This window comes from Pseudoalteromonas sp. NZS37, from assembly GCF_015864265.1.
Classification (GTDB): Bacteria; Pseudomonadota; Gammaproteobacteria; order Enterobacterales; family Alteromonadaceae; genus Pseudoalteromonas; species Pseudoalteromonas arctica.
This window is the reverse complement of the sequence record NZ_JADYXL010000014.1, coordinates 41,088-65,749: the sequence shown is the minus strand read 5'-3', so window position 1 is coordinate 65,749 and position 24,662 is coordinate 41,088. Positions and strand designations below refer to the sequence as shown.

Below are 24,662 nucleotides of genomic sequence, written 5' to 3'. Positions count from 1 at the left end.
ACCTTGATAGTGATGAAATATTCATCACTATCATACACGGTGCATTTTTTACGGCAATAAAAACTATATTATCAAGTAATTAAAGCCGTGAAAAATACCGTTTTGTTAAAGTCCACCCTGCGTTAGTTTGGTGGGGTTAAGTAGTTTTTCGAGTTCACTGCGTGGTAAATCAGTTTCTTGTTCGGCTACATCAATAATAGGGCGGGCTTCTTTATAAGCCTGCTTTGCTATTTTTGCTGCTTTTTCATAACCGATCACCGGATTAAGCGCAGTTACCAAAATTGGATTTTTAGCGAGTGCTTTATCTATATTTGGCTGATTCACCTTAAAACTGGCAATCGCTTTATCGCCCAGCGCTTGTGCGCTATTTGCAAGTAACTCAATACTTTGCAAAATATTATACGCAATGACTGGGAGCATAACGTTTAGCTCAAAATTACCCGCTTGACCTGCTACGGTAATAGTGGCGTCGTTGCCAATAACTTGTGCGCTTACCATGGCTGCGGCTTCTGGTATTACTGGGTTTACCTTACCTGGCATAATAGATGAGCCTGGTTGAAGTGCTTCAAGCTCTATTTCACCTAAGCCCGCAAGTGGTCCTGAATTCATCCAGCGTAGGTCATTCGCTATTTTCATTTGTGCTACAGCGAGTACTTTTAATTGCCCCGAAAGCGCGACGATGGCGTCTTGTGAACCTATATTATAAAAAAAGTTACTACTGGGCGTAAATCTAATACCTACATTGGCACTCAGATTTTCTGTAAATTTTGCTGCAAATTTAGGGTCGGCATTTATTCCTGTTCCAACGGCTGTACCGCCTTGTGCAAGTTCGCATACACGCTCTAAGCTATGTCTAATTCCTGCTGCGGCATGATTAACTTGTGACTGCCATGCACTTAGTGTTTGATCAAACGTTACAGGCATTGCATCCATTAAATGCGTACGGCCCGTTTTAACTATATGGCCTACTTCAGCTTTTTTCTTTTCCAGGCTTTGCGATAAATTTTCAAGCGAAGGAAGTAATTCGTACACTACATTTATTGCGCTACTGAGTGCGATAGCAGTAGGGACTACATCGTTAGAGCTTTGCCCCATGTTTACATCATCATTAGGGTGAATGCTTTCATTGCCTATCCGGCTAGCAAGCGTTGCAATAACTTCATTGGCATTCATATTTGAGCTTGTGCCAGAACCTGTTTGAAAAATATCAACGGGAAAATGCTCAACATGTTCACCATCAATAATACTTTGGCAAGCTTGCTCAATTGCATCGGCTTTAGCTTTGCTTAAATGGCCTAGCTCACAGTTACTTTGTGCAGCGGCTTGTTTTATATAAGCCAGTGCAGTTATAAATTGCTTTGGCATAGGTAAGCCACTAATGGCAAAATTATTAACCGCTCGCTGTGTTTGCGCCTGATAGAGCGCATCAGTAGGTACTTGTAGCTCGCCCATGCTGTCTGATTCTGTTCTAAAGTTGCTCATAAGTGTGCTCCTTAAAAAGGGTTGAATTCGTGACTAAGAATACGAGCTTCACGCTCAAGTATTAAAAATTGTGCAGTATTGTTATGCACTTTATAAAACCGTTTTAGTGCTAATAAAGGTTTGTATAACTGCTCTAAACATTGTTTACGAATAGCATTATGTATAAGAGGGTCGCACATTTTGTTCATAATTTCATGGTGTGTGCGTCTAAGATAAAACTCTTGAAGCAAGGGATTACGTTGTTGCTCAAATTTTTTGGCGACGTTAAGGGCGGTTTCTATGTAATCGGCAACGAGCATGGGTGCATGCAGGCCAGGTCTTAAGCAATGGCAAGAGAGTTCTTGATGGTAACGATGCTGGGCATAATTTGAAGACATAAAAAAACCGACTTAAATTAACGATAATAGTTATCATTACATTTAATCGGTTTCAGTGTAAACAGTTATTATAAAAATTATTTGCGATACTAATTTGAGTTTTAATTGTAGCCAAGAATAAATATCTGATCTGTTTCATGTTTGGTCATCGCCTGTTGATTATGTTTAGGGTGCGAAAGTAAATCGATTACTGTAGCTCTCATATCAACGGCGTAACTATGATCGTCGGTGGTTTTTTCGATTATAGCAATAGCTGCGTCTACAGCGGTATAAGGGGGTATATGCATAATTTTATCCTTTGAAATTTAATATAAGTTAAACCCTTTAGTGGGTTAGTTATATAAAAGCATATTACGTACCAATCATAATGAGCCGGCTCAACCATATGATAGTTATAGTATTTAAAAATTACCTTTTTTTCATCACGACAAAATAAGCTAAATTTGCTTTACTGTTGTGCATTAATCTACAATTTTGGTGCACAGTAATGACAAAGCCATTTTCACAAGCCTGTGAAAACAATAAAACCCCTATTTTAGAGCAATTAAAAGTTGTATTAAAAAATACTAAAACAGTACTCGAAGTTGGCTCAGGAACCGGCCAGCATAGTGTTTTTTTTGCAGAGCAATTACCACATTTACAATGGCATACAAGTGATCGCGCTATAAACCACGAAGGGATTAATTTATGGCACCGCGAAGCTAATTTAACTAATTTGCATGCACCACTTGAGCTTGATTTAAATAATGAGTGGCCAATAGATAAGGTTGACGCTATTTATACTGCAAACACATTTCATATTGTAAGTTGGCAATTAGTTGAGCGTTTTTTTGACGGTGTTAAACGCCACTTAAATAGCGACGGTATGTTGTGTATTTATGGGCCATTCAAATACCAAGGTGAATTTACCAGCCCAAGTAATGATGACTTTAGTGCCTTTTTAACAGAGCGCGATCCGTTAAGTGGAATAAGAGATTTTGAAGCAGTTGAACAACTAGCTAAGCAAGCAGGGCTTACGCTTATTAGCGATACAGCCATGCCTGCAAATAATCAGTTACTCGTTTTTAAACGGCAGTAATGAGCTACATTGCTCTTTATATATATCAATATGGCCGCGTTCACGCTTTAAGTAGTCGCTTATTGCATTACTAAAGTCGCCATCAACAATATGGTGAGCAGAGTAGGTAAGTACGGGTTCAAATCCGCGTGCTATTTTGTGCTCACCTTGTGCACCCGAATGAAAACAGTTGAGTTTATGCTTTATTGCAAACTCAATACCTTGGTAATAACACAATTCAAAGTGCAGCGAATCTACTTCCTCACTTGCTCCCCAGTAGCGCCCATAAAGCGTATTTTTACCTACTAAACTAAGTGTTGCAGCAATCACGTTATCGTCTCTTTTGGCCAGCATAATAACGAGAGTATTAGCCATTAAGGCATGTAAAAGCGTAAAAAACTCCATATTTAAATAGCCCAAATGACCAGAGCGCTTTAAGTAGGTACGCTGATAAAACTCACAAAACAATTGCATTATCTCGGGCGTAATTTGCGTTCCTTGCAGCCATTCAATATCAATGTTCTGTTGCGCTATTTTAGCTCGCTCTTTTTTAAGTGACTTACGTTTTCGTGAGCTAAGCATCTGCAAAAAGTCGTCAAAGGATTCATAACCTTTATTAAACCACTGAAATTGCACACCCACTCTTAACATGGCGTGTTGCTCAGTTAATGAGGTGGCTTGGGCTTGGTCGCAAAAATTAACATGCCATCCCGACCATCCTTGCTGAGCACTGTGTAAGCTAAGTTGCTCTGTAATGTACTGATACACCGCATTTGGATTAGCGTGCTCGATAGCAATGCGCTTGCCTTCAATAGGGCTAAAAGGAATGCCAGATAGCCACTTGGGATAATATTCTAAACCGTGTTTTTCGTATGCCTCAGCCCATGCCCAGTCAAATACATACTCGCCGTATGAATGACTTTTTAAATACCCGGGTGCAAGTGCAACGAGCGTATCATTTTCAAAAATAGCGAGGTGATGGGGCTGCCAACCGCTTTTTTGTGTTACGCATTGGCTTTGTTCAAGGGCATATAAAAAAGCATGTTGAGTAAATGGTTCATCACCAAATAAACGTTGCCACTGCGCCTGATCAATCTCATTAATACTGCTAAACCATTGGTGCGAAAACGTTCCCATGACTACTTACCTTGTAGTTGTTCTAAGCTGTTCTACGTTTTTAATAAACGTACTAATTTGCATTTTAAGCTCGGTAAAATGAGGATTATAAGTTAAGCGCTGTAAAGCCGGATAGTGTTTTAAGTTGGCGCTTGTACGCTCTCCTAGTTGTGGGTTTTTAGTTGTTTTACATGTTTTATATAGGGGCTCGTCGTTAATAAAGCTGCCACAATTGCGATAAGTTGCGTTAATTCCATAATGTGGATTTTGCGGTGAGTTAACAACAGCAATATGCGATATACCATGAACCTTTTTACATTGAGGTGTTGTGCATTGCGGATTATTTACTGTGTAGTCACTAGCAAAGTCTGGCGGTAAAATATCAGTACTTCCATAAAGTACTAAAGTATCGAGCGGCTTATATTTGATTGAATTACCTTTGTGTAATGCACTCAATAACTTTAGCGTGGCACGCGTATCTATCGTGGTATCAATATCGCTAAGTACACTAAAAATAGGTAATTTAAGTGCAGGGCGTTTGTTCAAGCTACTTATGCTTGCAAGTGACATTGCATCGTACGAAGCGGCAGCTGCATTTAAAGTAAATGATTCATACTTAGCAAAGTCTACATCGGCGTCTTTATCAATCCAATTAACAAAGGGTATAGCATCAATCCACTTTGCTATCCAGCCGTACTTATTATGTGGCTCGGAGCCTGGCGAATAAAGCATAAGCGCTTTAATTTTAGGGGATACAGTGTGTTTGGTTGCGTAATCAATAAGTAACGCTGCACCGGTAGAGTAACCTGCGAGTATCACTTCATCAAAGTCTTGCACCGAGCGTTTAATACCGTATTTTATTGCCTGTTGCCATTGGCTAACCTCTACATTGAGTAATGCACTTGCGGCGCTTCCATGTCCTGGTAATAAAATAGTACGCACAGTATAGCCTTGTTGATAATACACTTGTGCTAAATCGTGATACGTAAAGGGTGAGTCAGTTAGCCCGTGAATTAGTAGTGCAACTTTATTACTATTTGGATGCGTAAGCTCAAAAGGGGCAATAATATCTGCAATAGTAGGGTCAGGTTTTCGCGTACCTTGTGTTACTAATTGCTGATACGTTTGTGTAATAACAGGGCATGGCATATCTGCACGTGGATTGGTTTTATTTATATGTTTATATGCAAAATCTAAGTAATCGTTAAATGGTAAAAGGGCTTGGTAATTAAAGTGCTGGTGGTCGTGCTCTTTTTCAAAGCGTAATAAGCCTTGTTGCTTACTTTTTGTTATAAATTTAAAGTCGCTCGCCTGTGATATACAGTTTTGAGCGACAGCTGTATGAGAAAAAAGACTTAAAACAAAACCAAAAGCTACTCTTAAAACTATTCTTAAGGCTATTCTTAAAATTAAACCGCTACTGTTCATTAACTTCTGCATATTGGACAAGACACTCGGTTAGCTTAATGAGTTCAAGCGGTTTTGCAAGATGCTGGTTAAATCCAACTGCTTGTGCATGTGCTTTATCCTCTGGCATAACGTCGGCAGTTAAAGCAATAATCGGGAGCTCTTGTTCAGTTTTAAACTGGCGGATCAGTGCCGTTGCTCTATAGCCATCCATTACAGGCATTTGGCAATCCATAAGCACTAAATCAAAATGCTGCTTTTTAACTATATCGACCGCCAACTCACCGTTTTCTACTATATACGGCACAATTCCTAACGAGCCAAGCATCGCTTTAATAACCATTTGATTTACTGGGTTATCCTCTGCGACCAAAATATCTAGCGAAGTAATATTAGTATTATCAAATGTAATAACATGTTCTTTTTTAGGTTCTGTTGTTTCTAATCGCATTGAAAATGTAAAAGTAGAGCCTTTATTTACTTCACTTTTAAGTGTTATATCAGCCCCCATTAATTGGCTTAACTCTTTCGCTATGGTTAAGCCAAGGCCTGTACCACCAAACTGCCTTGAGGTAGAACTATCCGCTTGGGTAAATGCGTTAAATAATTTTTTATGTTGGCTCGGTTTTATACCTATGCCGGTATCACTAACGGTTATAACTAGCTGTACTTTATTGGCGGCAGTAAACTCTGTTTCTATGTTTAAAGTAACGCTGCCTTGGCTTGTAAATTTAATCGCGTTACTACATAAATTAAGTAATATCTGCTCAATTCGCATAGGATCACCAATAAACCAGGTATCTAAAGGTAGCTTTGAGTTAACTTGCCATTCAATACCTTTGTTAATGGCGCTTTGCTCAAACATATTGTTTATGCGTGTTATTAAAGCACCTAAGTCGAATGCAATAGATTCAATAACTAACTTTTGGGATTCTATTTTTGATATATCAAGAATGTCATTAATTAAGTTTAATAAGCTTTTAGATGCTGAGTTTATTTTATCTAAATAGCCAATGAGTGTACTTGCATTGTCTGTTTCTCTAGCAAGTGAAGAAAAACCAATAACGGCGTTTAATGGTGTGCGTATTTCGTGGCTCATATTCGCTAAAAATTGGCTTTTAGCCTGATTAGCTAAATCGGATTGCTTCTTTGCTTGTGCGAGTGAGTGTGTACGCTCTGCAACTTGACGTGTAAGCGCTATTTGTTGCTGATTAAACAGCAGTAAAACCATTAAAATTAAAGAACATACGGCAACTTGAAGTATGAGTAATAATAAAGTTAGTTGACTATTATGTTGTGTTAAAAAGCTTTCTTTAAGGGCTAGTTTTACAATCCATTTTTGCCCTGCAAAGTCCACATCAAACGACATTAAGCGGCTGCCTTTCGCTTGCTGAACATTTTGAGAGTAATTACTATAAAATGGCGGAGTGTTTGTATCTTCGTATATACCAATCGAAAACATATCAGACTGTTCTTTAGAAATTGCCTGCTCAATAATACTACGCACTAAAAACACACCAGTGGCATAGCCTTTAATTGTTTTTTCATCACTATGCTGGGAGTACACAGGAGAAAATAATAAATAGGCTGGTTTAGGTTGTTTGGTTTGCACCAACTGAATTATTTTAGTTCCCACTGGCATGTACTTTATAGCGGGGTTGAGCAGAGAGCTTTTTCGATCAGGATTTGAAAATACATTAAAGCCAATAGCTTTTTGATTACCATTAAAAGGAGCTATGTATTTTACTATCACAAGGGGATCGCTACTTTCAAGAGGTTCGCCAACTACATCAATATCTAAATGATAAATGTTTGATATTTCTTGGGCAAAGACGTCGTGTTGATCTTGAGGTATTTTTGCGTTCCACGATAAGGCGTTAATAAATGCGTGCTGAGTTAGTAACTGGCTAGCATAAGAATAAAAATCTTGCTGGCTTAGCATGGGAGATGACTGTACCTGACTTGCTAGGCTCTGCACTGCAATAATGCTACGATTTGTATATCTATAAAGGCTGTTTTCTATAACATGGACTTCACGTTCAGCAATTTTAATAGTGTTTATACGATTTTCTTGATCGTATAACTGCGTTGTTACCGCGACTGATAAAAATAAAATAGAGCATACTGCAATTGTCGGAAACGCCGATATATTATGTTGATTAGACTTTTGTGGTAATAAAGAGAGTAAAAGCGGAGTCGCAATTAATACTCCAAGAGTGTCTCCCAGCCACCAATAAACAACATTTTTCCAATGATTATCAATGCTGTAAACCGAGTTGAATTGGCTTAAGGCAAATACGCCAAAGTTAGCCGAAATTAAGCTGACCAATATTGCTATAACAAGGATAAAGTAAATTATATTCTTGCGCTTTTTAAAGCGCAGCGGGTGCCCAAGCCAATACTTTAAAAGAGCTGCGCCGACCATTGCCTGTATAACAACACCAAAGGCGATATACATAGCCTCGTTAAATGAGTTACCGACCAGGACTAGCTCATGAGCAGAACTGTCAAAAATATTAAGGTTAAAGGCAATTGCAGCTACAAATAAAGGCGGGATAAAGCGCCACCACCAAATATAACAACCGACTAGTGCTATGCCGGCAGGTAACCAAATTGGAATTATTTGCGAGTTAAAAGCAAGTTTAGTGAGTGCTATGCCGACTAAAAAATATGCTAAAGCAAACATGATGTAAAAAATAATGGAATGATTTTTAGAGTTAAAATTTTTCACATAAGGTCCAAGCAATTATTATTGTCGTTTTGAAATATCAGTATAGCTAACAGTAAGTTATTTTGGTTATTTTTATAAAGGTAACTGTTTTTTGCTAAATGATTGTTTAAGCACAACTGTTGATTCTATATTTGCGATACAGCTTAAGCCACCTAGTTGATGTTTCACAAACGTTTCGTAGCTCTCAAGATCATGTGCAATGATTTTTAATAAATAATCATAGCTTCCTGATATTACACAGCACTCTAATACATGTGGTAATTTTTCTACATGTTGCTCAAATTGCTCTGCAGCACTTACCGAGTTTTGGCTTAATCGTACAAACGCATATACCAGCACATTAAGGTTAAGTGCTTTAGGATTTATGGCGGCGTGGTAGCCGGTAATAATGTTTTCTTGCTCTAACTTTTTTATACGCCTTAAACAAGGTGTATCCGATAGGTTAATACTGCTGGCCAAATCTGAAACAGACATACGAGCTTGGCTTTGCAGTGCAATGAGTAATTGCTGGTCTTTTTTATCTAACATAGTTGTCGGCTTTTATTAATTATTTTTATATTTGTAGTGATTATTGCTAAGTATTGCAATTTTTACTAATTTTTTTGGCGTTTTACCCTCATTGAACTCTGTTAGCATTTAACTATAAAAATAATAGAGCACAACAATGAACACACATACCGCTATTTTTGATCACTGGATACGAACAGAGTTTGTCACTTTAAATAGTGAATTAGAGCAGCTTTATTGGCAGCAAACCGATAAAGCAAATGTAGAAGGAATAGGTGAGGCCTTAAAGCAACAATTAGAAAAAAAAGGCAACGCATTAATTAGCAATTTATTAGCCGAGGGAAACACAGATCAAGGCTTTGATAGCGCTTTTGACTTACTCGGTAACGTAGGATTATTTATGGCAGCGTGTAGGCGCCATGAAATTACCGAACCAAGCAGAGAAACCAGCTCCCCACTAATAGATGCTTCAGCGCTTGCTATGCATATTGGCGCATCGATTGGCGTAACTCCTCGTTTTGCTACCGCCCACTTAACTACTCATAACAAAGCACTTAACGGTATTTATAAACGATTTACCAATTTACCTGATGAAAAGCTATTTCTTGATTACAACACCCAAGGTATTTTGGCCTATAAACGTGCAAGTGATGCTTTATTAAAAATATTGCCGTTAGGTATCTCACACCCCCTGTGTGGTGAGTTATTAAAAGTAGCCAAACAAGCGCTTATAGATGTAATTGAGTCAAATAATGCACTTTATTCTGAGCTCGATGCAGATCGCTTTTTTAACTGCGTTCGCCCTTATTATAAACCGTACCGTGTAGGTAAAGAGGTTTACAGAGGTGCAAATGCTGGTGACTTTGCAGGTATTAACGTGATTGATATGTTACTAGGGCTTTGTAGCGCAAATGAGCCTAGTTACTCGCAAATGCTGGTGGATAAGTTTTTATATATGATGCCAGAGGATCAACAAATCCTACGAGAAGCCATGCGTATGCAAAGCTTTATGGATGACTTTTTACAAGCCAAACCATATAAAAATACAGATTGGTTTAAAAGCCACGCAACGTTATTTATTCAAGTGTGTAAATTACATGGCGACACCGCAGTCGGTCATCATAATCAACTGGTTGAAAAGTTTATTGCTCAGCCCTCAAAAAATATGCAACAGCAGCATATGAGCAAGGTAACAGCAAGTGGTCCGCCGCTTAATGTGTTACTTGATTCGCTCGAAAAATTAAGAGATAGGCGAGCCAGTGCCAAACGCGACGATATAAAAACACGTTTTGACGATCTAAATACACTTAAAGAATGGGTTAAATAGCATGCTTAAAAATGATTTTTGTATGGCCGATGGCTGTTATTTATTAAACCACTCGGTAGGGCGTCCTCTTAAAAATACACAGCAATATTTAGCTCAGCATTATTTTTTACCATGGGAGAGCTCAAATAAAGAACCTTGGCAACAATGGCTGCCCGCAGTTGAGCAATTTACCACCGCGCTTGGTAAGTTATTTAATGCGCCTAGTTCGCAGTTTTGTCCTCAGGTTAATTTATCAAGTGGCTTAACAAAGTTGCTTATGTCGCATCCACGGCTACAGCAAAAAAATTGTAAAGTGCTAATGGCGCAAAGTGATTTTCCGAGCATGGGTTTTGCAATGCAAAAAGCATTACCAGAGTGCGCACAAATTATGTTTATACCAGAGCACGAAAACCTAACTGATATTAGTGTTTGGCAGCGTTATATAACCGCCGACATCGATTTAGTTTTTATAAGTCATGTGTATTCAAATACAGGTGTACAGGCGCCTGTATACGATATTGTAGCTATAAGTAAATTAACTAATAGTTTATCAATAGTTGATGTTGCTCAATCAGCGGGTGTTATACCGCTTGATTTAAGCATACTCGATGCTGACTTTATGGTTGGCTCGAGCGTTAAATGGTTATGTGGTGGCCCAGGTGCAGCTTATTTATGGGTTAACAAAAATCAAATAGAGTATTGCGAGCCTAAAGATGTGGGGTGGTTTTCGCATCAAAATCCATTTGAGTTCAATATAAACCACTTTGAATATAACGCCAGTGCGCTCAAGTTTTGGGGTGGTACTCCCTCTGTAGCACCTTATATTATTGCCGCAAATAGCATTGCTTACTTTGCAGAGCTAACTGCTCACAAGGTAAGGGATCATAATTTAGCTATGCTTACGCTTATTCATGAGCAACTAGGCAAATATGTTGCATCACCTATGAGTAGTGATAAATGCAGCGGGACTGTTATTTTGTTTTTTAACAAGCAGCAAGACCATGTACTTACAGCGCTTAATAAAGCGAAAGTCAGTGTAGATGCCCGTAAATTTGGGATACGAGTATCGCCACATATTTATAATACTCAAGAAGACGTTGAGCAGTTTATTTCGATAGTAAAACGAGCGCTTAAGGGTTTTGGCTAAGCTGCTGCTTTCTTTGTTTTAATGACTCTATTTTTTGCTGCGTTTGATTAATTGATGCGTCGTAAGCTTGCTTTAACGAATTTGTTTTAGTTGCGATAGCATCAGCAATAGACGAAGCGCCTAAACGATTGGCTTTATCTTGAGTCATGTAATCTATCTGCTGTTTTTTAGCTGCGTATTCTTTTTGGCTTTGTGCAATAGATAGCTCAAGGCGCTTTATTTCTCGTTCTATTTGTTGAACTTCTAAGTAGTCATCCACAGAGGTGTCGGTAATACCTTTACCGGGCGTAGAGCTTTTGTATGCTTCAATTACGTTTATATCTTTAAGAGTAATAACTTGTGCATCTTTAGCGCAAGGCGTTTGGCTAAAGGTAGGAACGCCCTTAATTACACACTTATACACTGTTGTACTTTGTGCCAAGGTAAAAAATGGTGCTGCCGCGCAAACTGATAGCAATATGAACCGGATCATAGCTAAACCTAAAGTGGCTAAAGTTGTGTTAATAATGCCCTAAGTTATTACTAGGCACAATTTGTTTAGTTTTTATAATTTTTAGGTACAAAAAAACCACAATTAAGTGGTTTAAATTAAGTATGGTCCAGAGGGAGGGATAGATTTGCTTACATCCATATAATCAATCGCTACGCGACGCTTGCAGCGGCCTAAAATGTCCCAGACATTTTGTCGAACCCTGTCGAGGGTTCTCACCCTCCCAATTTAGTATCGGTGTTAAATTTTAGGCACAAAAAAACCACAATCAAGTGGTTTAAATTAAGTATGGTGGAGAGGGAGGGATTCGAACCCTCGATAGAGCTACAAACTCTATACTCCCTTAGCAGGGGAGCTCCTTCGGCCACTCGGACACCTCTCCAACGCATAACCGTTTGTATTGATGGAAGTAAAAAAGCCACCAATTAAAATATGGTGGAGAGATAGGGATTTGAACCCTAGATGGGCTATAAACCCATGCCGGTTTTCAAGACCGGTGCATTCGACCACTCTGCCATCTCTCCGTGACGCAGAATAATACTTAGGTGATACCGCTGTGTAAATAGCAAAATGACTGTTTGCCTAAAAAACGTACGTAAATGAGGTTTTTTTTGTAAATAAGGGGAAATTAAGGCAATTTTTAATAAAATAAATAGGTTGCAGCAAACAAGGGGAGCTAAATAAGTGACTTCATTTAGTGGTTGAGTGTTCGCTGCACCGAAAAATAATCATGGTTGGGTGATTATTTATATTGAGCTGCGCCGCTAAGTGCTAGTCTTTTACCAATAGTGTTAAGTCTAGCTAACATTCTTGCTTTACGGTTAGTTGGTTTAACTGCTACTTGAGCTGCTGCTGTTTGATTTAATGTGTTAATTGGTTTCATTATTTTGCTCCGGGTTGTATATGTTGAAATCGCGTGCATTTTGCACGTTGTTTGATTAAAAAGACAACGATAAAAATTGAGCCTGACGGATTAGTTAAACTAATCCTTATTGATTTTATTAACGTGCGGTTCAGTGTTTTTTATTATGGTTTTTGCATAAATAGTTAAAATAAAATCGGCTTTACTCTCGCCAATACTGGTGTTTCTGTGTTTTTTTATTTATTTATATGCATTTTAAACAAACTTTTTGACTAGTTATTCAGATTAAAAAAACTCAATTAAACTCTTTTTTATTCGTTCTTAAATACATTGTTGGAAACAAAAGCTTGTCACTACTAATAATTATTAAACCAAGTACAAAAAAACAGAGTGAAAAATCACTAATATGGCTTAAAAGCATTTGTAAAAAACGCAGTTTTTCTTATTGTATGTTTACTACAACGGGAAACTTTAACGATGACTGCGCTCAAATAAGGTTGCTACTGAGTAAATTTACCAAAGTAGTTGTACTTGGCGGAGACGGTACATTGAGCTTGGTGGTTAATGCGTTAATAGGGAGTAGCTGTACGTTAGCATTATTGCCTTGCGGTACAGGTAACGATTTCTCGAGAGGGTTTAGTTGCAAAGAAGATGATTGGCGAAAGGCACTATTTAATACACCGACAGCAATTGATGTAGGAAAAATTAATAGCCGCTATTTTATTAATATTGCAGGGGTAGGGTTTGATGCTCATGTAGTTAAAGCGATTAATGCTAAAGCTAGTTTTTCATCTTTTGATTACAGTTGGACGAGCATTAAGGAGCTATTTTATTATCAAGCTCAGCAGTTACAAGGTACGTTTAATAACGATGTTAGGCAGTATAAAAATTTAATTACCGTATTTGCTAATCATAAGTACTTTGGTGGTGGTCTAGAAATAGCGCCAAAAGCAGATTTAACTGATGGGCTGCTTGAGTGTTATCAAATGCGATCGGGTGGGCTTTTTTATAACGTAATAAGCTTTATGAAGTTTTTTTTTAAGCGCCATCAGCATATAAAAAACCTTAACTACAGTCGCTTAAATACAGCTTCCATAAAAACTGAAGGGTTATTGATTGAAGCAGATGGTGAACTGGTAGGTAAAACTCCTGCCGTTATTAGTGTACATGGGCAGGCTTTACTTTTTCATATGCCAATAAAAAAGCGCCTACAGTAGGGTAGGCGCTTTTACGTTAGTTGCGTTAATAACGCGTCTAACTGGGGACGGAGCCACTTTTAGCCATTGCTCTACTAGCTAAAAAGGCGTTAATTCGTTTTGTTGGGGTAAGCACAATGGCGTTACCTAATAGCACTAGGCTAAATCCTGCAAAGGTATTTGCGTGCCATTCAAAGCCTTCAAAAAAGCTACTCAGTGTTACTGCCACTAGTGGGAATAAAACAATAACGTAGCTGGCTTTTTCAGGGCCTATATTTCTAAGTAGAGCAAAGTAGCAACCAAAAGCGATTACAGTGCCAAATATTGATAGATAAAGTAGTGATAGCCAGTAACTTGGTGGAGCGTTTAAACTAAATTGCACATCGTTCATTAATACATATAAAGCCAAGCCTATAGCGCTGTATAACATGCCCCATGCATTGCCTTGCAATACACCAATTTGTTTACGAGAATTACGAACGCTTACCATATTTCCTAATGAAGCCACAAAGGTGCCACCAAGGGCAAGTAGTAACCCGACCAATGCACCATTACTCAAGTCGAACTGCTGTAACTGTGGCCAAAACAGACACGTAATACCTAATACAGCGAGTACAGCACCTGTGTAAATTCGTTTTGAGATTGGCTTACCAAAAAATAACCGAGTATTGACTATGTTCATAACCAGCAGCATTGAAAAGGCAATAGAGGTCATGGCTGAGGTAAGGTGATTTTGTGCCCAGTAAAGCATTAAATAATTTAATCCAAAATTACAAATAGCTAATAAAACAAAAAAGCCATGATCCAGTAACTTAAATCGCATGTCGGGTTTTTTGTACGCTACATATAACCACATTAAAAGCGCTGCAATAGCAAAGCGATAAAATAACGATAACTCTACCGCAATATCACCTAACTGAAACTCTATGGCTAACCAAGTTGAGCCCCAAATTAAAACAGTTGTAATGTATAGCGCTGCACTTTTCATGGTTAGTCTCCAAAGCCCGATTGAATGGCTATTTTAAGACCTATCTGTATACTTACCATATACAGAAAAGTAAAAATGTAACCTATACAGATTTGGTGTGTGATGATAAGACAAAAAAATAGCCAAGGGCATGAGTTTTTATATCAGCAAGTTATTCAGTTGATTAGAGATATGAGCGCTCAACAAGTTTTACTCCCCGGCGAAAAACTTCCATCACTGCGTAAAATGGCAGATAACTTAAGCATAAGTATCCCCACTGTAAAACAGGCTTACCAGTCACTTGAAGATCAAGGGTTGGTAGAGGCGCGTGAAAAATCAGGATATTTTTTAAAAGTCGTTAGCATGGCGCACAATTTACCTAAGCGAGTTAAATTAAGTCGCGAACCTGTTGTGGTAAATAAACAAGCCTTAATAGAGCAGGTGTACAGCGCGATTCATCAAGCGAACGTAGTCCCTTTTGGTATCGCTAACCCAATTGCCGCAGCACCTACCGATAAAGCACTCGCCAGAAACATGCGCCGCGTAATGACTATCGCAGGCAGTAAAGCCATAAACTATGGCCCAACAGATGGGTTTGTACCGCTGAAAAAGCAATTAGTGCATCGCTATTTAGATTTTGGCATTGGCATTGATATGGACGAGCTTGTGATCACCAATGGTGCACAAGAAGCCATGGCTATTGCACTTAAGTGTGTAACAAAGCCAGGCGATGTAGTGGCTATTGAGACACCTTGTTATCACGGGATTATAGAGCTAATAGAAAGCTTAGGGCTTAAAGCGCTCGAAATACCACTGTGCCCAGATAATGGCATTTGGTTAAGCGATTTGGATCGCGCTTTGAATGAACATGACATAAAAGCGTGTTTATTCTCGACAGCAATTAGCAACCCTGTGGGCAGCTTTATGCCAGATACAAATAGGCAGCAGCTGGTGGAGTTACTCGAAAGCCACGACGTAGTGCTTATTGAAGATGACGTATACGGCGATTTATATTTTACGGCAAAACGAGGCACACCTGCTTTAGCGTACTCTAAAAAAGGATTAGTGATCAGTTGCTCATCTTTTTCTAAAACGGCAGCGCCTAGCTATCGTGTGGGTTGGGTCGTTGCCGGTAAATTTGCAACACAAGCACGGCGATATAAACGAGCACTAAGTTGCTCCGCTTCGTTAATAAACCAATGGGCGTTATCAGAATTTATTGCCAGCGGCGAGTACGACCGTAACTTAAAGGTACTCAGGCAGCGCCTGCGCGATAACAAAGAACGTATGCGATGGTGTTTACAACAAGCTATGCCAAAAAATACACGTATAAGCGATCCAAAAGGAGGCTGTGTAATGTGGCTAGATTTAGGAGGCGAATACGATAGTCAAAAATTATTTTTACTTGCTCTTGAGGTTGGTATTAGTATTACCCCTGGGCTTATTTTTTCAGCCTCTAATAAGTATAAAAGCTGCGTAAGGTTAAGTTATGGTGTGCCGTGGAGCGAGCAGATAGAGCAAGCAATTATTACTCTGGGTAAGCTCACTTTATTAGCTAAAAAGTAATACCAATCTGCTTATATATGGGGTCTATTTAACGTTAAGAAAATTACGCTAGAACTAGGCAAAAGTTTTTGTATCTAGTTGTTTTAAATAAAAAATTTTTAACGACGTTATAGTGCAATTTAATTCGTTAAATTGATCAAAGATTTATGCAGGTTGGTATAAGTTTGGGAAACACAAAAAAGCAGCATTTAAGTAAACTTAAGTGCTGCCAAAGGGATGTTAAATAACGTTTGCTGTACTAATTCTGTTTAAAGCTAAATAACTGGTAACCTTTAAGCTCTGGCACTTGCATTACTAATTGCTCTTCTTGTTTTGCAATATCAGCAAAGTTTTCACATAAAGAGTTAGCTCTCTCTTCAAGTGCGCTTGCATGTAGCTCTACTTTTTCTTCTATTTGTGCACCCATATTTTCCATGCGCTGTTCAAAGGCATCCATATCGCCGCCTGAACCAAGTAACTCAGAACCTAAAGCCACTAAAATACTGCCCATTGATTGCATTACTGCTGATTCAACCGCTGTTTCTATCTGCTGCTCAAATTGTTGTTCAAAGTTTTCGCCAAATTGATTAAAACTTTGTTGGCCCATTACAAATGTACCTTGCTGGTAAAATGTGTTTTCTACCTCAATTTTAATGTCGTCCATAAGCTCAGACATATTATCAAGACCGTCAATATTAAATGCACTGCCTACTTCTTCTAATGCCACACCGGCAATTTTAACACCCTCAAGCGCTATGTTAGCTACTTCAGGTAATTGAGTGCGTAAGCTGTCAGAGTACTTATTCAGTGCTTCGCGTTGTGAGCTATTAAGCGCTACAAGCTCGCCATTTACGGTTAAGTCACCATGGGCATTAAATTGCATAGTTTTATTATTGGCAGTAAAAATTTCTAATTCGTTTGGTTTAATACGTACATCGTTTTTAAATTCGACGTTACATTCATCGTTACTAAATGAAATTGCAGAATCGTTGTCGTTATGAGCCATAGCGGCTGGCGTACAAATTAATGCGCTAACTAATAGTAATTTTTTCATGTTTGTTCTCTACTTTTTGTTGATGACGATTAATTAATAACAAGTTTGATGCCAGTTTTATTTTTCCATAAAAAACAATTGATTAAGTGTTTTTCTTTATTTTTTAGCAAGTCAAAATAATTAATAAATAACTATTTTTTAGTCAAATTGGCTAACTAATAAAAATTAATAAATTTTATTTATCGATACGATAAAAAACTCTCACTTTCCTCAATTCAAATTTAGCGCTATTTATTCACATTACTGACATGAAGACTATTTACAGTAGTCGCGTGGCTTTATTTTGATGTTAATTTGCAGTGCACTTTGGCATTAAACATTTTTAATTTTACCGGCTATTGCGATAATAAAATCCTTGGTTGGTCTCAAACACTTTATGGAGTGGGTTGTGGGTAAGACATTTAGTTACGATGCGCTAGATGACGATTTTGTTGAAGACGAGTACGAAATGCTCGGACGTAATCAACACGATAAGAACAAGCAAAAGGTTAAAAAGAAGTTGGAAGACTACCTTGAGCAAAAACGCTTGCGTAAAAATCTAGGCGAAGACGATTTAAGCGATTACACCGATTAAATTTCACTAGTATAAATAAAATACCAATTAATATTGAGAGTTTAAATGTGCAGTTATGCGTATGTTTAAGTTTCAATAGTATTGGCAATAAGGAGGCCTTGCGCCTCTTTATTACTTTTTAAAGCGTACTTTTAGCCTGTGCTAATGCTTTTTGAATTGTAAGTTCTAGCTTTTCGGGTTTAATAAAAGGTGCATAACGTTTAATTGGTGTACCATCTGCGGCAATTAAAAATTTAGTAAAATTCCACTTTATTTTACGTGTTAAAAAACCAGGTAAAGCCGATTTTAAATAACGAAAGATTGGGTGAGCATGCTCACCGTTTACATCTACTTTGGCCGCCATTAAAAAACTCACACCAAAATTAATTAAGCACCCTTGCTCTATTTGTGTTGCGTCGCCGGGTTCTTGCTGACCAAATTGATTGCACGGAAATCCCAGAATAACTAAACCTTGGCTGGCATATTTATTATGCAAAGCTTGAAGCGACTCGTATTGGTAGGTAAATCCACATTTACTTGCGGTATTAACAATAAGCACAACCTTCCCTTCAAAATCATTAAAGTTGATAGGTTGACCCTGCAAGCTTGTTGCGCTTAATTGATGGAATTTGTGCATATTGGCGTCTTTTTATTGTTGTTAGCCGCATTTTAACCTGAGTACAATATTTCATAAAGTATAAAGATCGCACTAATTTAAAATTAGAAATAGCCCCATACCGGCAAGCGTAGTGTAATAAATATTATGTGTTTTGTAGGCAACAATAATGGCGACTATTGCTGCGCTTAAATAAGGGTTTTGCCAGTTTAAGTTAATGCCATCTTCATTCAAAAACACGATAGGCACCCAAATTGCTGTAAGCACTGCTGGTGCGCTAAAGCTTAAAAATTGCTGCATTTTAGGGCCTACTTTAAACGGCAAAGCACGGTGTAAAAATAAATAACGCGTAAAAAATGTAATGCACGCCATGAGTAAAATAGTCGTCATCATGGCGTTACTTCCTTTTTAGTGGTTAGTCTTGCTGTGCTGTAACCTGCGGCCATTGCCAGCAGCGCTGAGCAAACAAGCCATAACTCAAATCCTGTGCTTTTTAAAAGCGTTGCGCTAATGCCTGCTACAATTACCGTAACGAGTGAGGCCAGATTTTTAATGCCCGGAATAACCAAAGCTATAAACGTGGCAGCAATGGCAAAGTCGAGCCCTAAATTAGTTAAGTCGGGCAGCATTGTGCCTGCTACAATGCCAATTAACGTCCAAATATTCCATGCAATATAAAAGCTAAAACCAGCGCTCAATGCGTATATTAAACGTGTTTTTGTTCTGTACGCTTTTCTATGGTGAGAAAATGCAAATAGCTCATCGGTTAATACAAAACTTACTGGTAAGCGCCAACGCATAGGTTGGTCAATTACCTTATGACGCACAGCTAAACCGTATAAAAAGTGCCGAGAGCTAATAATAAATGTTGTGAATAAAATTGTGAGCAATGGTGTGTTGCCCGCCATAAGTTCAATTGCAACAAGCTGTGCAGAGCCTGCAAAGACTAATAACGACATTGCTTGGGTTTCTAGTGCACTAAAGCCATTTTGAATCGCTAAAGAACCACATAAAATACCCCAAGGAACAACGGCTAAACACAGAGGTAGCATATCTAAAAAGCCTTTTAAAATAGCTTTTTTAACTGGTTGCATGATATTTACTCGCACGGCTTGTAGAATGGCTCATAAGGATACCTTAATATTATGATGTTAAAGTAGTTAACGAATTAGATAATACTGTTTTTTTAAGGATAGGCGCAATGACGACGTTAAAAGTGTGGGATGGGTTTATTAGATGCTTTCATTGGTTTTTGGTTGTAAGTATTGCGGTGCTTTATTTTAGTATTGAAGAGGGCATGATTGAGCTTCATTTTGTTGCTGGGTTCTTTACTTTAGCACTCATCGTAACGCGTTTAATATGGGGCATTATCGGAAGTAAAACTGCGAGATTAAGTGGGTTGCTGCACTCTCCTCGTGCTATTTTAAAGGCACTAAAGACACCAAGCGACTCGCTAGGTCATTCAGCACCTGGCAGTTGTATGGTAATGGTGTTTTTTATAATTATAATTACGCAGCTTATTACCGGGTTAATGAGTAGTGATGGCATTTTAACTGACGGCCCGCTTGCTCAATATGTGTCTAGCGATACGATTGATTTTGCAAATTGGCTACATGAGCTGAATTTTGACATTTTACTTTATGCTATTGGTTTACATGTATTAGCTATTATTGTTTATAGAATAAAAGGTAAGCCGCTAGTTAAGGCGATGATCACAGGCTCAAAAGAGTTAAAAGCGGATGACTCTGAGGCTAAAGTAACAAAAGCGTCTTGGCCTGCGTGGCTAATATTTATATCTTTATTGGTGTTGCTGATATTTACGTGGGCAAAAGAACCTTTAACTTATTTATTTAGTTAAAAACACATTAAACCAACCTTAAAGGGTTGGTTTTTATTTTTGGTTACATTCTTTTGTTTGATTGTTATGCGGGGCCGAATTATAATCGCCGCATTGCTGGCAAACTAATCGAAAGATTAGGGCGCAAAGTTTCCGGTCTAAGGCTTTTTATAAAGCTATGGTAGCGGGACTACTGCATAACGTGTTGTTATGTATCACTTGCCCTCAGTGTATTTTTTGTGTATCCATAGTGTATGGATAAGATTTTGTAACTCTTAAGGTGTTGCCGTGTTTATGCATACGTCGTTGGCCTGTGGAAAGTGGTCAACAATAGGTTGCTTAAATCATCATACCCAATTGTTTATTGGCGATGTGGTGAGTGTAACCTTTTATGACATGCAAGGAGAGCTAGTTAGTTTATCATTTGATTACAAAATCACCTCGCTTGAACAAGGTGAACCTCACGCATGGCCACGTTTAGTTGCCGAGCATATTAACGTGCATGTACCCCTTGTTAGCGCAGGTAAAATGACCGAACAAGGTTTAATTGTAGCCTATAGAAACAATGAAATTTTTGCTTTGCAAAGCAGTGGTATATGTAAAGCGCATGTCGATTTTCATTGTATTGCAAAATGCGATGAGCGTGTTGTTAATAACCTTGATACTTATGATTACGTGTACCCTGAAAATTGTGAAAACTATAATGCGGGTACTAAGGTATTGCAGCCAAAAACAGGGCATGTTTATCAATGTAGGCCTTGGCCATTTAATGAGTTTTGCCGCGCGAGTGACGATAAAAAGTTTATGTTCGAGCCCGGTGTTGGACAAAGCTGGGCTATGGCTTGGCAGCAAATATAAGGCTGTTAGTGAATTATCTTCCCAAAGGTATAGCGGTTTTAGTAATGAAGCGTTTACCGTTTTAGCCCATCCAACTATTGGATGGGCTTTTTTATTTTTATGATAAACTGTAAATCACGTTATTTTTTTAATTGGTTTTGTTGTGTCTCGTCCTGACTATTCTTTAAGTTTATTACCTAATTTCCCGATTGCTAAACAGCAAGCCCATACATTAAGTACTCATAATAAAATACGCACTGATAATTACTATTGGATGCGTGATGACGATCGTCAGGATGAGCAAGTACTTGCTCATTTACATGCTGAAAATGCGTATTGCGATGAACAGTTAGCTGCAATGAAGCCACTCCAAAATACACTTTTTGAAGAGTTAAAAGCACGCATTGTAAAAGACGATAACTCGGTACCCGTTAAAGACGGGAAATACTGGTATCACTCAGAAGTTCGTGGTGATGATGAGTACTCTCGCCATTATAGAAGCACGAGCATAAGGGCTGATAATAAAGAGCTTTTACTCGATGTGAATATATTAGCTGAGGGATTTGAGTTTTTTGAGCTAGGAGAAGTCGCACTAAGCCCATGCGAGCAGCTTATGGCTTACTCTGAAGATACTGAAGGTCGTCGTATTTATAATGTTCGCTTTAAAAGCTTAACGACCGGTGAAATGCTACCTGATGTACTTGAAAATACAGAAGGGCAGGTTGTTTGGGCTAACGACAATAAAACTGTTTTTTATGTAAAAAAAGATTTAAAAACGCTACTAGGATACCAAGTATTTAGGCATGAGCTTGGCAGCGAGCAAAGCCAAGATGTAATGGTTTACGAAGAGCAAGACAGCAGCTTTTTTATGGGGCTTGGTAAAAGTCGCGACGAAGGCTTAATTATTATTGATTTAGCATCGACAGAGACCAACGATACATGGGTGCTTGATGCTAATAAGCCCACTGACGAATTTAAAGCATTAATGCCGCGTGAAGATGGCCACGAGTTTGACGTAGATAAGCTAGGTGACACATTTTATATTGTGACTAACTGGCAAGCTAAAAACTTTAGATTAATGACAGCAACAAACGAAACGATTGCTGATAAAACACAATGGTTTGAGCATACAGCTCACAGAGAAAATGTACTGCTTGAAGGTGTAGAGTTATTTAATGACTTTTTGGTATTGAGTGAACGCGAGCAAGGGCAAGCTCGATTCGTAGTTGTTAATAGGTTAGGGGATCGTATGGCACTTGAGTTTGCCGATCCTTGTTATTATGCTGCAATAGCAATGAACCCAGAGCCAGACACTCGCACTGCGCGTATTTATTACTCAAGCTTAACAACACCAGGTTCTTTATATGATGTTGATTTAGCAACTGGCGAAAAAACACTACTTAAACAGCAAAAAGTACTCGGTAGTTTTAATGCCGATGACTATCAGTCGGAGCGATTAATGGTAACTGCTCGCGACGGAGTTAAAGTACCTGTGTCTGTTGTTTATCGAAAAGACAGCTTTAAAAAAGATGGCACAAATCCGTTATTTCAATACGGCTATGGCGCCTATGGCTATACGATTGATCCTAGTTTTTCTAGTTCGTCACTGAGCTTGCTCGATCGTGGCTTTGTTTATGTTATTGCGCATGTTCGAGGCTCTGAAATGCTAGGTCGCGAATGGTATGAGCAAGGTAAAAAAGAGCATAAACAAAATAGCTTTAGTGACTTTATTGATGTGACAAAAGCGCTTGTTGATCAAGGTTATTGTGATAGCAATAAGGTGTTTGCCTCAGGCGGCAGTGCCGGTGGCCTATTAATGGGGGCGGTTGTAAACCAGGCACCAGAGTTATATTGCGGTGTTGGCTGTCATGTACCATTTTTAGACGTATTAACCACAATGCTTGATGAAAGTATTCCACTCACAACAAATGAATACGATGAATGGGGTAATCCAAATGAGCCTCAATTTTATGATGTGATAGAAGCTTACTCGCCTTATGACAATATTAGCGCACAAAACTACCCGAACATACTCGTTACTACCGGTCTTCATGACTCACAAGTACAGTATTGGGAGCCTATGAAGTGGGTTGCAAAAATGCGTGAACTTAAAACAGACAGTAATATTTTAGTATTTAAAACCGATATGGATGCAGGTCATGGCGGTGCATCAGGTCGTTTTAAAAGCTTAGAAGAAAAAGCCCTCGAAATGGCCTTTTTTATTGCGCTGTTAAATTAACTGCAAAATCGGAAAATTGTATTACTCTATATATAGAAGTTGATATATATAAGGTAATTTATGTTTGGAGCACATGGCGAATTTCAGATTTGTTCACAGCCCCCTCATATGTATTTAAAATTGAAGGGGAGCTTTAACAATGAAGGTATAACATCATTAACTAATGGTGTTATTCAAGAATTGAGCACTCACCCTGAAAATACGATTAAGTTTGTGATTGTTAACTTAAAAGAGTTTGAACTGTTAACTTTAGATAGTCTTGATTCGTTAGAGGCCTATTTTGCGGGTGTAAAAGAACGTGGCTATCAACGAGTTGACTATATAAACATTAATATCATAGCTAAAAACATGTTTGAAAAAGTATGGAAAAATAGCGATGTAGAAGTTAATTTTTATAAAGATACTGAAAGCTATTTATTAGTGCATCCAAGTGATAGTTATATAAAACAGAACTGGTAATTAATATGAGTATTATAAACCGCTACTGAAGAGGGCTTATAATACTCTCTAAACACCCTTTATAGCGCCTTGAAAGGTTTAAGCACATATCGTTTTTAAGTCTGACTTTATAATCGCCACTGTCAGTAGGCATCAGTTCGCAGATAGCTTGTTTTCTTACCAGCGTTGAGCGATGAATACGAATAAACCCTTCTGGCTCTAGCTGCTGTTCAATATTTTTCATGGTTTCGCGGTGTAATACCGGTGTACTACCTTGGGTAAAATGCAGCTCTACATAATTGCCCGCACCATTAATCCAAATAATATCTTTTATATCAATTAGCCTTACCTTACCTACATCTTTAACTACGATATGTGATGATGGTTTTTCGGTTTGTGTGCTTTGTTGATATTGACGTTCGGCCGCGCTTGCAATCGGGCAAAGGTGAATCAGTTTATCAAAGCATTTATCGATACGTGGTGCAGTTGAATCTACTATTAAAAAATCAACAGCGCCAACTTCAAAAGCAAAACTCGCAAAATGACCCGACTGGGCAATAATGACTAACTTAAGCTTTTTAGCTAGCTCTGTTAAATGCACTATTTGCATAGGGTCTGCCAGATTAGTTAGTTCGTAAAACAGTACGTTGTATTGATCTGTATCTATCTGATCTAATCTGTTTGCCTGAATAAAAGATTGAGATTCAAAGTGTCGGTGCTCTTGCACGCGCTTTGTTAAAAATGTTGCAAACTTAGTGTTACTAACAAAAGTTAATGCATGAAAAGAAGCGACCATTATTTTATATCTCTTGCTGTATATAATAATAAAGACCGTGCTTAGCGGAAAAACTGTTATGAAAAGTACAATATATTTATAAAATAATTGTGACGTACTAAT

25 protein-coding genes, 2 tRNA genes and 1 riboswitch are annotated in these 24,662 nt (G+C 38.2%); of the genes, 10 read left to right on the top strand and 17 right to left on the bottom strand.

Features of this window, described 5'->3' with window-relative positions:
• Positions 1–105 precede the first annotated feature (105 nt).
• The 3 genes from I6F47_RS19005 to I6F47_RS18995 all read right to left on the bottom strand — a co-directional run bounded on the left by I6F47_RS19005 (position 106) and on the right by I6F47_RS18995 (position 2,146).
• Positions 106–1,482 (bottom strand): class II fumarate hydratase, encoded by a 1,377-nt coding sequence (locus I6F47_RS19005; RefSeq protein ID WP_197184371.1) that lies wholly within the window; start codon positions 1,480–1,482, stop codon positions 106–108.
• An 11-nt stretch (positions 1,483–1,493) separates the two neighbouring features.
• The gene (locus I6F47_RS19000; protein WP_231609258.1) at positions 1,494–1,859 is read right to left on the bottom strand and encodes a hypothetical protein; all 366 of its coding nucleotides are present in this window, start codon (positions 1,857–1,859) and stop codon (positions 1,494–1,496) included.
• 101 nt (positions 1,860–1,960) lie between these two features.
• Positions 1,961–2,146, bottom strand: coding sequence for a hypothetical protein (locus tag I6F47_RS18995; protein ID WP_197184370.1), 186 nt, complete (start codon positions 2,144–2,146; stop codon positions 1,961–1,963).
• A 200-nt stretch (positions 2,147–2,346) separates the two neighbouring features.
• On the opposite strand from I6F47_RS18995, the gene I6F47_RS18990 reads away from it, so the two are divergent.
• Positions 2,347–2,937: a DUF938 domain-containing protein gene (locus I6F47_RS18990; protein ID WP_169044521.1), complete on the top strand. Its 591-nt coding sequence runs from the start codon at positions 2,347–2,349 to the stop codon at positions 2,935–2,937.
• On the opposite strand, the gene I6F47_RS18985 is transcribed toward I6F47_RS18990, so the two are convergent.
• The 4 genes from I6F47_RS18985 to I6F47_RS18970 form a co-directional block, all read right to left on the bottom strand.
• Positions 2,914–4,053 (bottom strand): GNAT family N-acetyltransferase, encoded by a 1,140-nt coding sequence (locus I6F47_RS18985; RefSeq protein ID WP_197184369.1) that lies wholly within the window; start codon positions 4,051–4,053, stop codon positions 2,914–2,916. The two genes, I6F47_RS18990 and I6F47_RS18985, sit on opposite strands and share 24 nt — an antisense overlap.
• 6 nt (positions 4,054–4,059) lie before the next feature.
• Positions 4,060–5,460, bottom strand: coding sequence for an alpha/beta hydrolase (locus tag I6F47_RS18980; RefSeq protein WP_197184368.1), 1,401 nt, complete (start codon positions 5,458–5,460; stop codon positions 4,060–4,062).
• Positions 5,450–8,170, bottom strand: coding sequence for an ATP-binding protein (locus tag I6F47_RS18975; RefSeq protein WP_197184367.1), 2,721 nt, complete (start codon positions 8,168–8,170; stop codon positions 5,450–5,452). Before I6F47_RS18975 ends, I6F47_RS18980 begins: the two co-directional genes overlap by 11 nt.
• Positions 8,171–8,242: 72 nt before the next feature.
• Positions 8,243–8,698, bottom strand: coding sequence for an Lrp/AsnC family transcriptional regulator (locus tag I6F47_RS18970; protein WP_039488718.1), 456 nt, complete (start codon positions 8,696–8,698; stop codon positions 8,243–8,245).
• A 136-nt stretch (positions 8,699–8,834) separates the two neighbouring features.
• Here I6F47_RS18970 and I6F47_RS18965 point away from each other — a divergent pair, with 136 nt between their 5' ends.
• Together I6F47_RS18965 and I6F47_RS18960 are read left to right on the top strand one after the other, a co-directional pair.
• Entirely contained in the window at positions 8,835–10,004 is a 1,170-nt protein-coding gene (locus I6F47_RS18965; protein WP_197184366.1) for a PrnB family protein, read from the top strand.
• Position 10,005: 1 nt separating this feature from the next.
• Entirely contained in the window at positions 10,006–11,130 is a 1,125-nt protein-coding gene (locus I6F47_RS18960) for an aminotransferase class V-fold PLP-dependent enzyme (RefSeq protein WP_169061305.1), read from the top strand.
• On the opposite strand, the gene I6F47_RS18955 is transcribed toward I6F47_RS18960, so the two are convergent.
• The 4 genes from I6F47_RS18955 to I6F47_RS18940 all read right to left on the bottom strand — a co-directional run bounded on the left by I6F47_RS18955 (position 11,114) and on the right by I6F47_RS18940 (position 12,503).
• Complete coding sequence (locus tag I6F47_RS18955; protein WP_007579794.1) at positions 11,114–11,602, bottom strand: DUF4124 domain-containing protein; 489 nt, start codon at positions 11,600–11,602, stop codon at positions 11,114–11,116. The genes I6F47_RS18960 and I6F47_RS18955 overlap by 17 nt on opposite strands.
• A 307-nt stretch (positions 11,603–11,909) precedes the next feature.
• A tRNA-Ser gene (locus tag I6F47_RS18950) sits at positions 11,910–12,002 on the bottom strand.
• Positions 12,003–12,053: 51 nt separating this feature from the next.
• Positions 12,054–12,144 (bottom strand) — tRNA-Ser (locus I6F47_RS18945).
• Positions 12,145–12,362: 218 nt separating this feature from the next.
• Entirely contained in the window at positions 12,363–12,503 is a 141-nt protein-coding gene (locus I6F47_RS18940; RefSeq protein ID WP_010554841.1) for a hypothetical protein, read from the bottom strand.
• A 326-nt stretch (positions 12,504–12,829) separates the two neighbouring features.
• Here I6F47_RS18940 and I6F47_RS18935 point away from each other — a divergent pair, with 326 nt between their 5' ends.
• Complete coding sequence (locus I6F47_RS18935) at positions 12,830–13,699, top strand: diacylglycerol/lipid kinase family protein (protein ID WP_197184365.1); 870 nt, start codon at positions 12,830–12,832, stop codon at positions 13,697–13,699.
• Positions 13,700–13,736: 37 nt separating this feature from the next.
• On the opposite strand, the gene I6F47_RS18930 is transcribed toward I6F47_RS18935, so the two are convergent.
• On the bottom strand, positions 13,737–14,666 hold the full coding sequence (locus tag I6F47_RS18930) for a DMT family transporter (RefSeq protein ID WP_165722821.1): 930 nt from the start codon (positions 14,664–14,666) through the stop codon (positions 13,737–13,739).
• A 102-nt stretch (positions 14,667–14,768) separates the two neighbouring features.
• On the opposite strand from I6F47_RS18930, the gene I6F47_RS18925 reads away from it, so the two are divergent.
• Positions 14,769–16,211: an aminotransferase-like domain-containing protein gene (locus I6F47_RS18925; protein ID WP_197184364.1), complete on the top strand. Its 1,443-nt coding sequence runs from the start codon at positions 14,769–14,771 to the stop codon at positions 16,209–16,211.
• A gap of 238 nt (positions 16,212–16,449) precedes the next feature.
• Here the strand turns inward: I6F47_RS18925 and I6F47_RS18920 are convergent, their stop codons facing one another.
• On the bottom strand, positions 16,450–17,244 hold the full coding sequence (locus tag I6F47_RS18920; RefSeq protein WP_165736359.1) for a YggN family protein: 795 nt from the start codon (positions 17,242–17,244) through the stop codon (positions 16,450–16,452).
• Between the two features lie 388 nt (positions 17,245–17,632).
• Between I6F47_RS18920 and I6F47_RS18915 the strand changes: the two genes are divergently transcribed.
• Positions 17,633–17,818 carry a PA3496 family putative envelope integrity protein gene (locus tag I6F47_RS18915; RefSeq protein ID WP_007579801.1) on the top strand — a complete coding sequence of 62 codons (186 nt, stop codon included), beginning with the start codon at positions 17,633–17,635 and terminating at the stop codon, positions 17,816–17,818.
• A 118-nt stretch (positions 17,819–17,936) separates the two neighbouring features.
• Here the strand turns inward: I6F47_RS18915 and I6F47_RS18910 are convergent, their stop codons facing one another.
• From I6F47_RS18910 to I6F47_RS18900, 3 genes are all read right to left on the bottom strand, one after another.
• On the bottom strand, positions 17,937–18,434 hold the full coding sequence (locus I6F47_RS18910; RefSeq protein WP_165722824.1) for a glutathione peroxidase: 498 nt from the start codon (positions 18,432–18,434) through the stop codon (positions 17,937–17,939).
• A 72-nt stretch (positions 18,435–18,506) separates the two neighbouring features.
• On the bottom strand, positions 18,507–18,806 hold the full coding sequence (locus I6F47_RS18905; protein ID WP_004335020.1) for an AzlD domain-containing protein: 300 nt from the start codon (positions 18,804–18,806) through the stop codon (positions 18,507–18,509).
• Positions 18,803–19,507 carry an AzlC family ABC transporter permease gene (locus tag I6F47_RS18900; RefSeq protein WP_024589490.1) on the bottom strand — a complete coding sequence of 235 codons (705 nt, stop codon included), beginning with the start codon at positions 19,505–19,507 and terminating at the stop codon, positions 18,803–18,805. The genes I6F47_RS18905 and I6F47_RS18900 overlap by 4 nt, the downstream gene beginning before the upstream one ends.
• A gap of 107 nt (positions 19,508–19,614) precedes the next feature.
• Between I6F47_RS18900 and I6F47_RS18895 the strand changes: the two genes are divergently transcribed.
• From I6F47_RS18895 to I6F47_RS18880, 4 genes are all read left to right on the top strand, one after another.
• Positions 19,615–20,271: a cytochrome b/b6 domain-containing protein gene (locus tag I6F47_RS18895; protein ID WP_007579804.1), complete on the top strand. Its 657-nt coding sequence runs from the start codon at positions 19,615–19,617 to the stop codon at positions 20,269–20,271.
• 88 nt (positions 20,272–20,359) lie between these two features.
• Positions 20,360–20,448: riboswitch (cyclic di-GMP riboswitch) on the top strand.
• A gap of 96 nt (positions 20,449–20,544) precedes the next feature.
• Positions 20,545–21,108, top strand: coding sequence for a hypothetical protein (locus I6F47_RS18890; protein WP_010554848.1), 564 nt, complete (start codon positions 20,545–20,547; stop codon positions 21,106–21,108).
• A gap of 142 nt (positions 21,109–21,250) precedes the next feature.
• Positions 21,251–23,326 carry a S9 family peptidase gene (locus tag I6F47_RS18885; RefSeq protein WP_165729131.1) on the top strand — a complete coding sequence of 692 codons (2,076 nt, stop codon included), beginning with the start codon at positions 21,251–21,253 and terminating at the stop codon, positions 23,324–23,326.
• 60 nt (positions 23,327–23,386) lie between these two features.
• Entirely contained in the window at positions 23,387–23,785 is a 399-nt protein-coding gene (locus I6F47_RS18880) for a hypothetical protein (protein WP_007579808.1), read from the top strand.
• 22 nt (positions 23,786–23,807) lie between these two features.
• Here I6F47_RS18880 and I6F47_RS18875 read toward each other — a convergent pair whose 3' ends face one another.
• Positions 23,808–24,560, bottom strand: a complete 753-nt coding sequence (locus tag I6F47_RS18875; protein WP_007579810.1) for a LytR/AlgR family response regulator transcription factor — start codon at positions 24,558–24,560, stop codon at positions 23,808–23,810.
• Between the last annotated feature and the right edge of the window lie 102 nt (positions 24,561–24,662).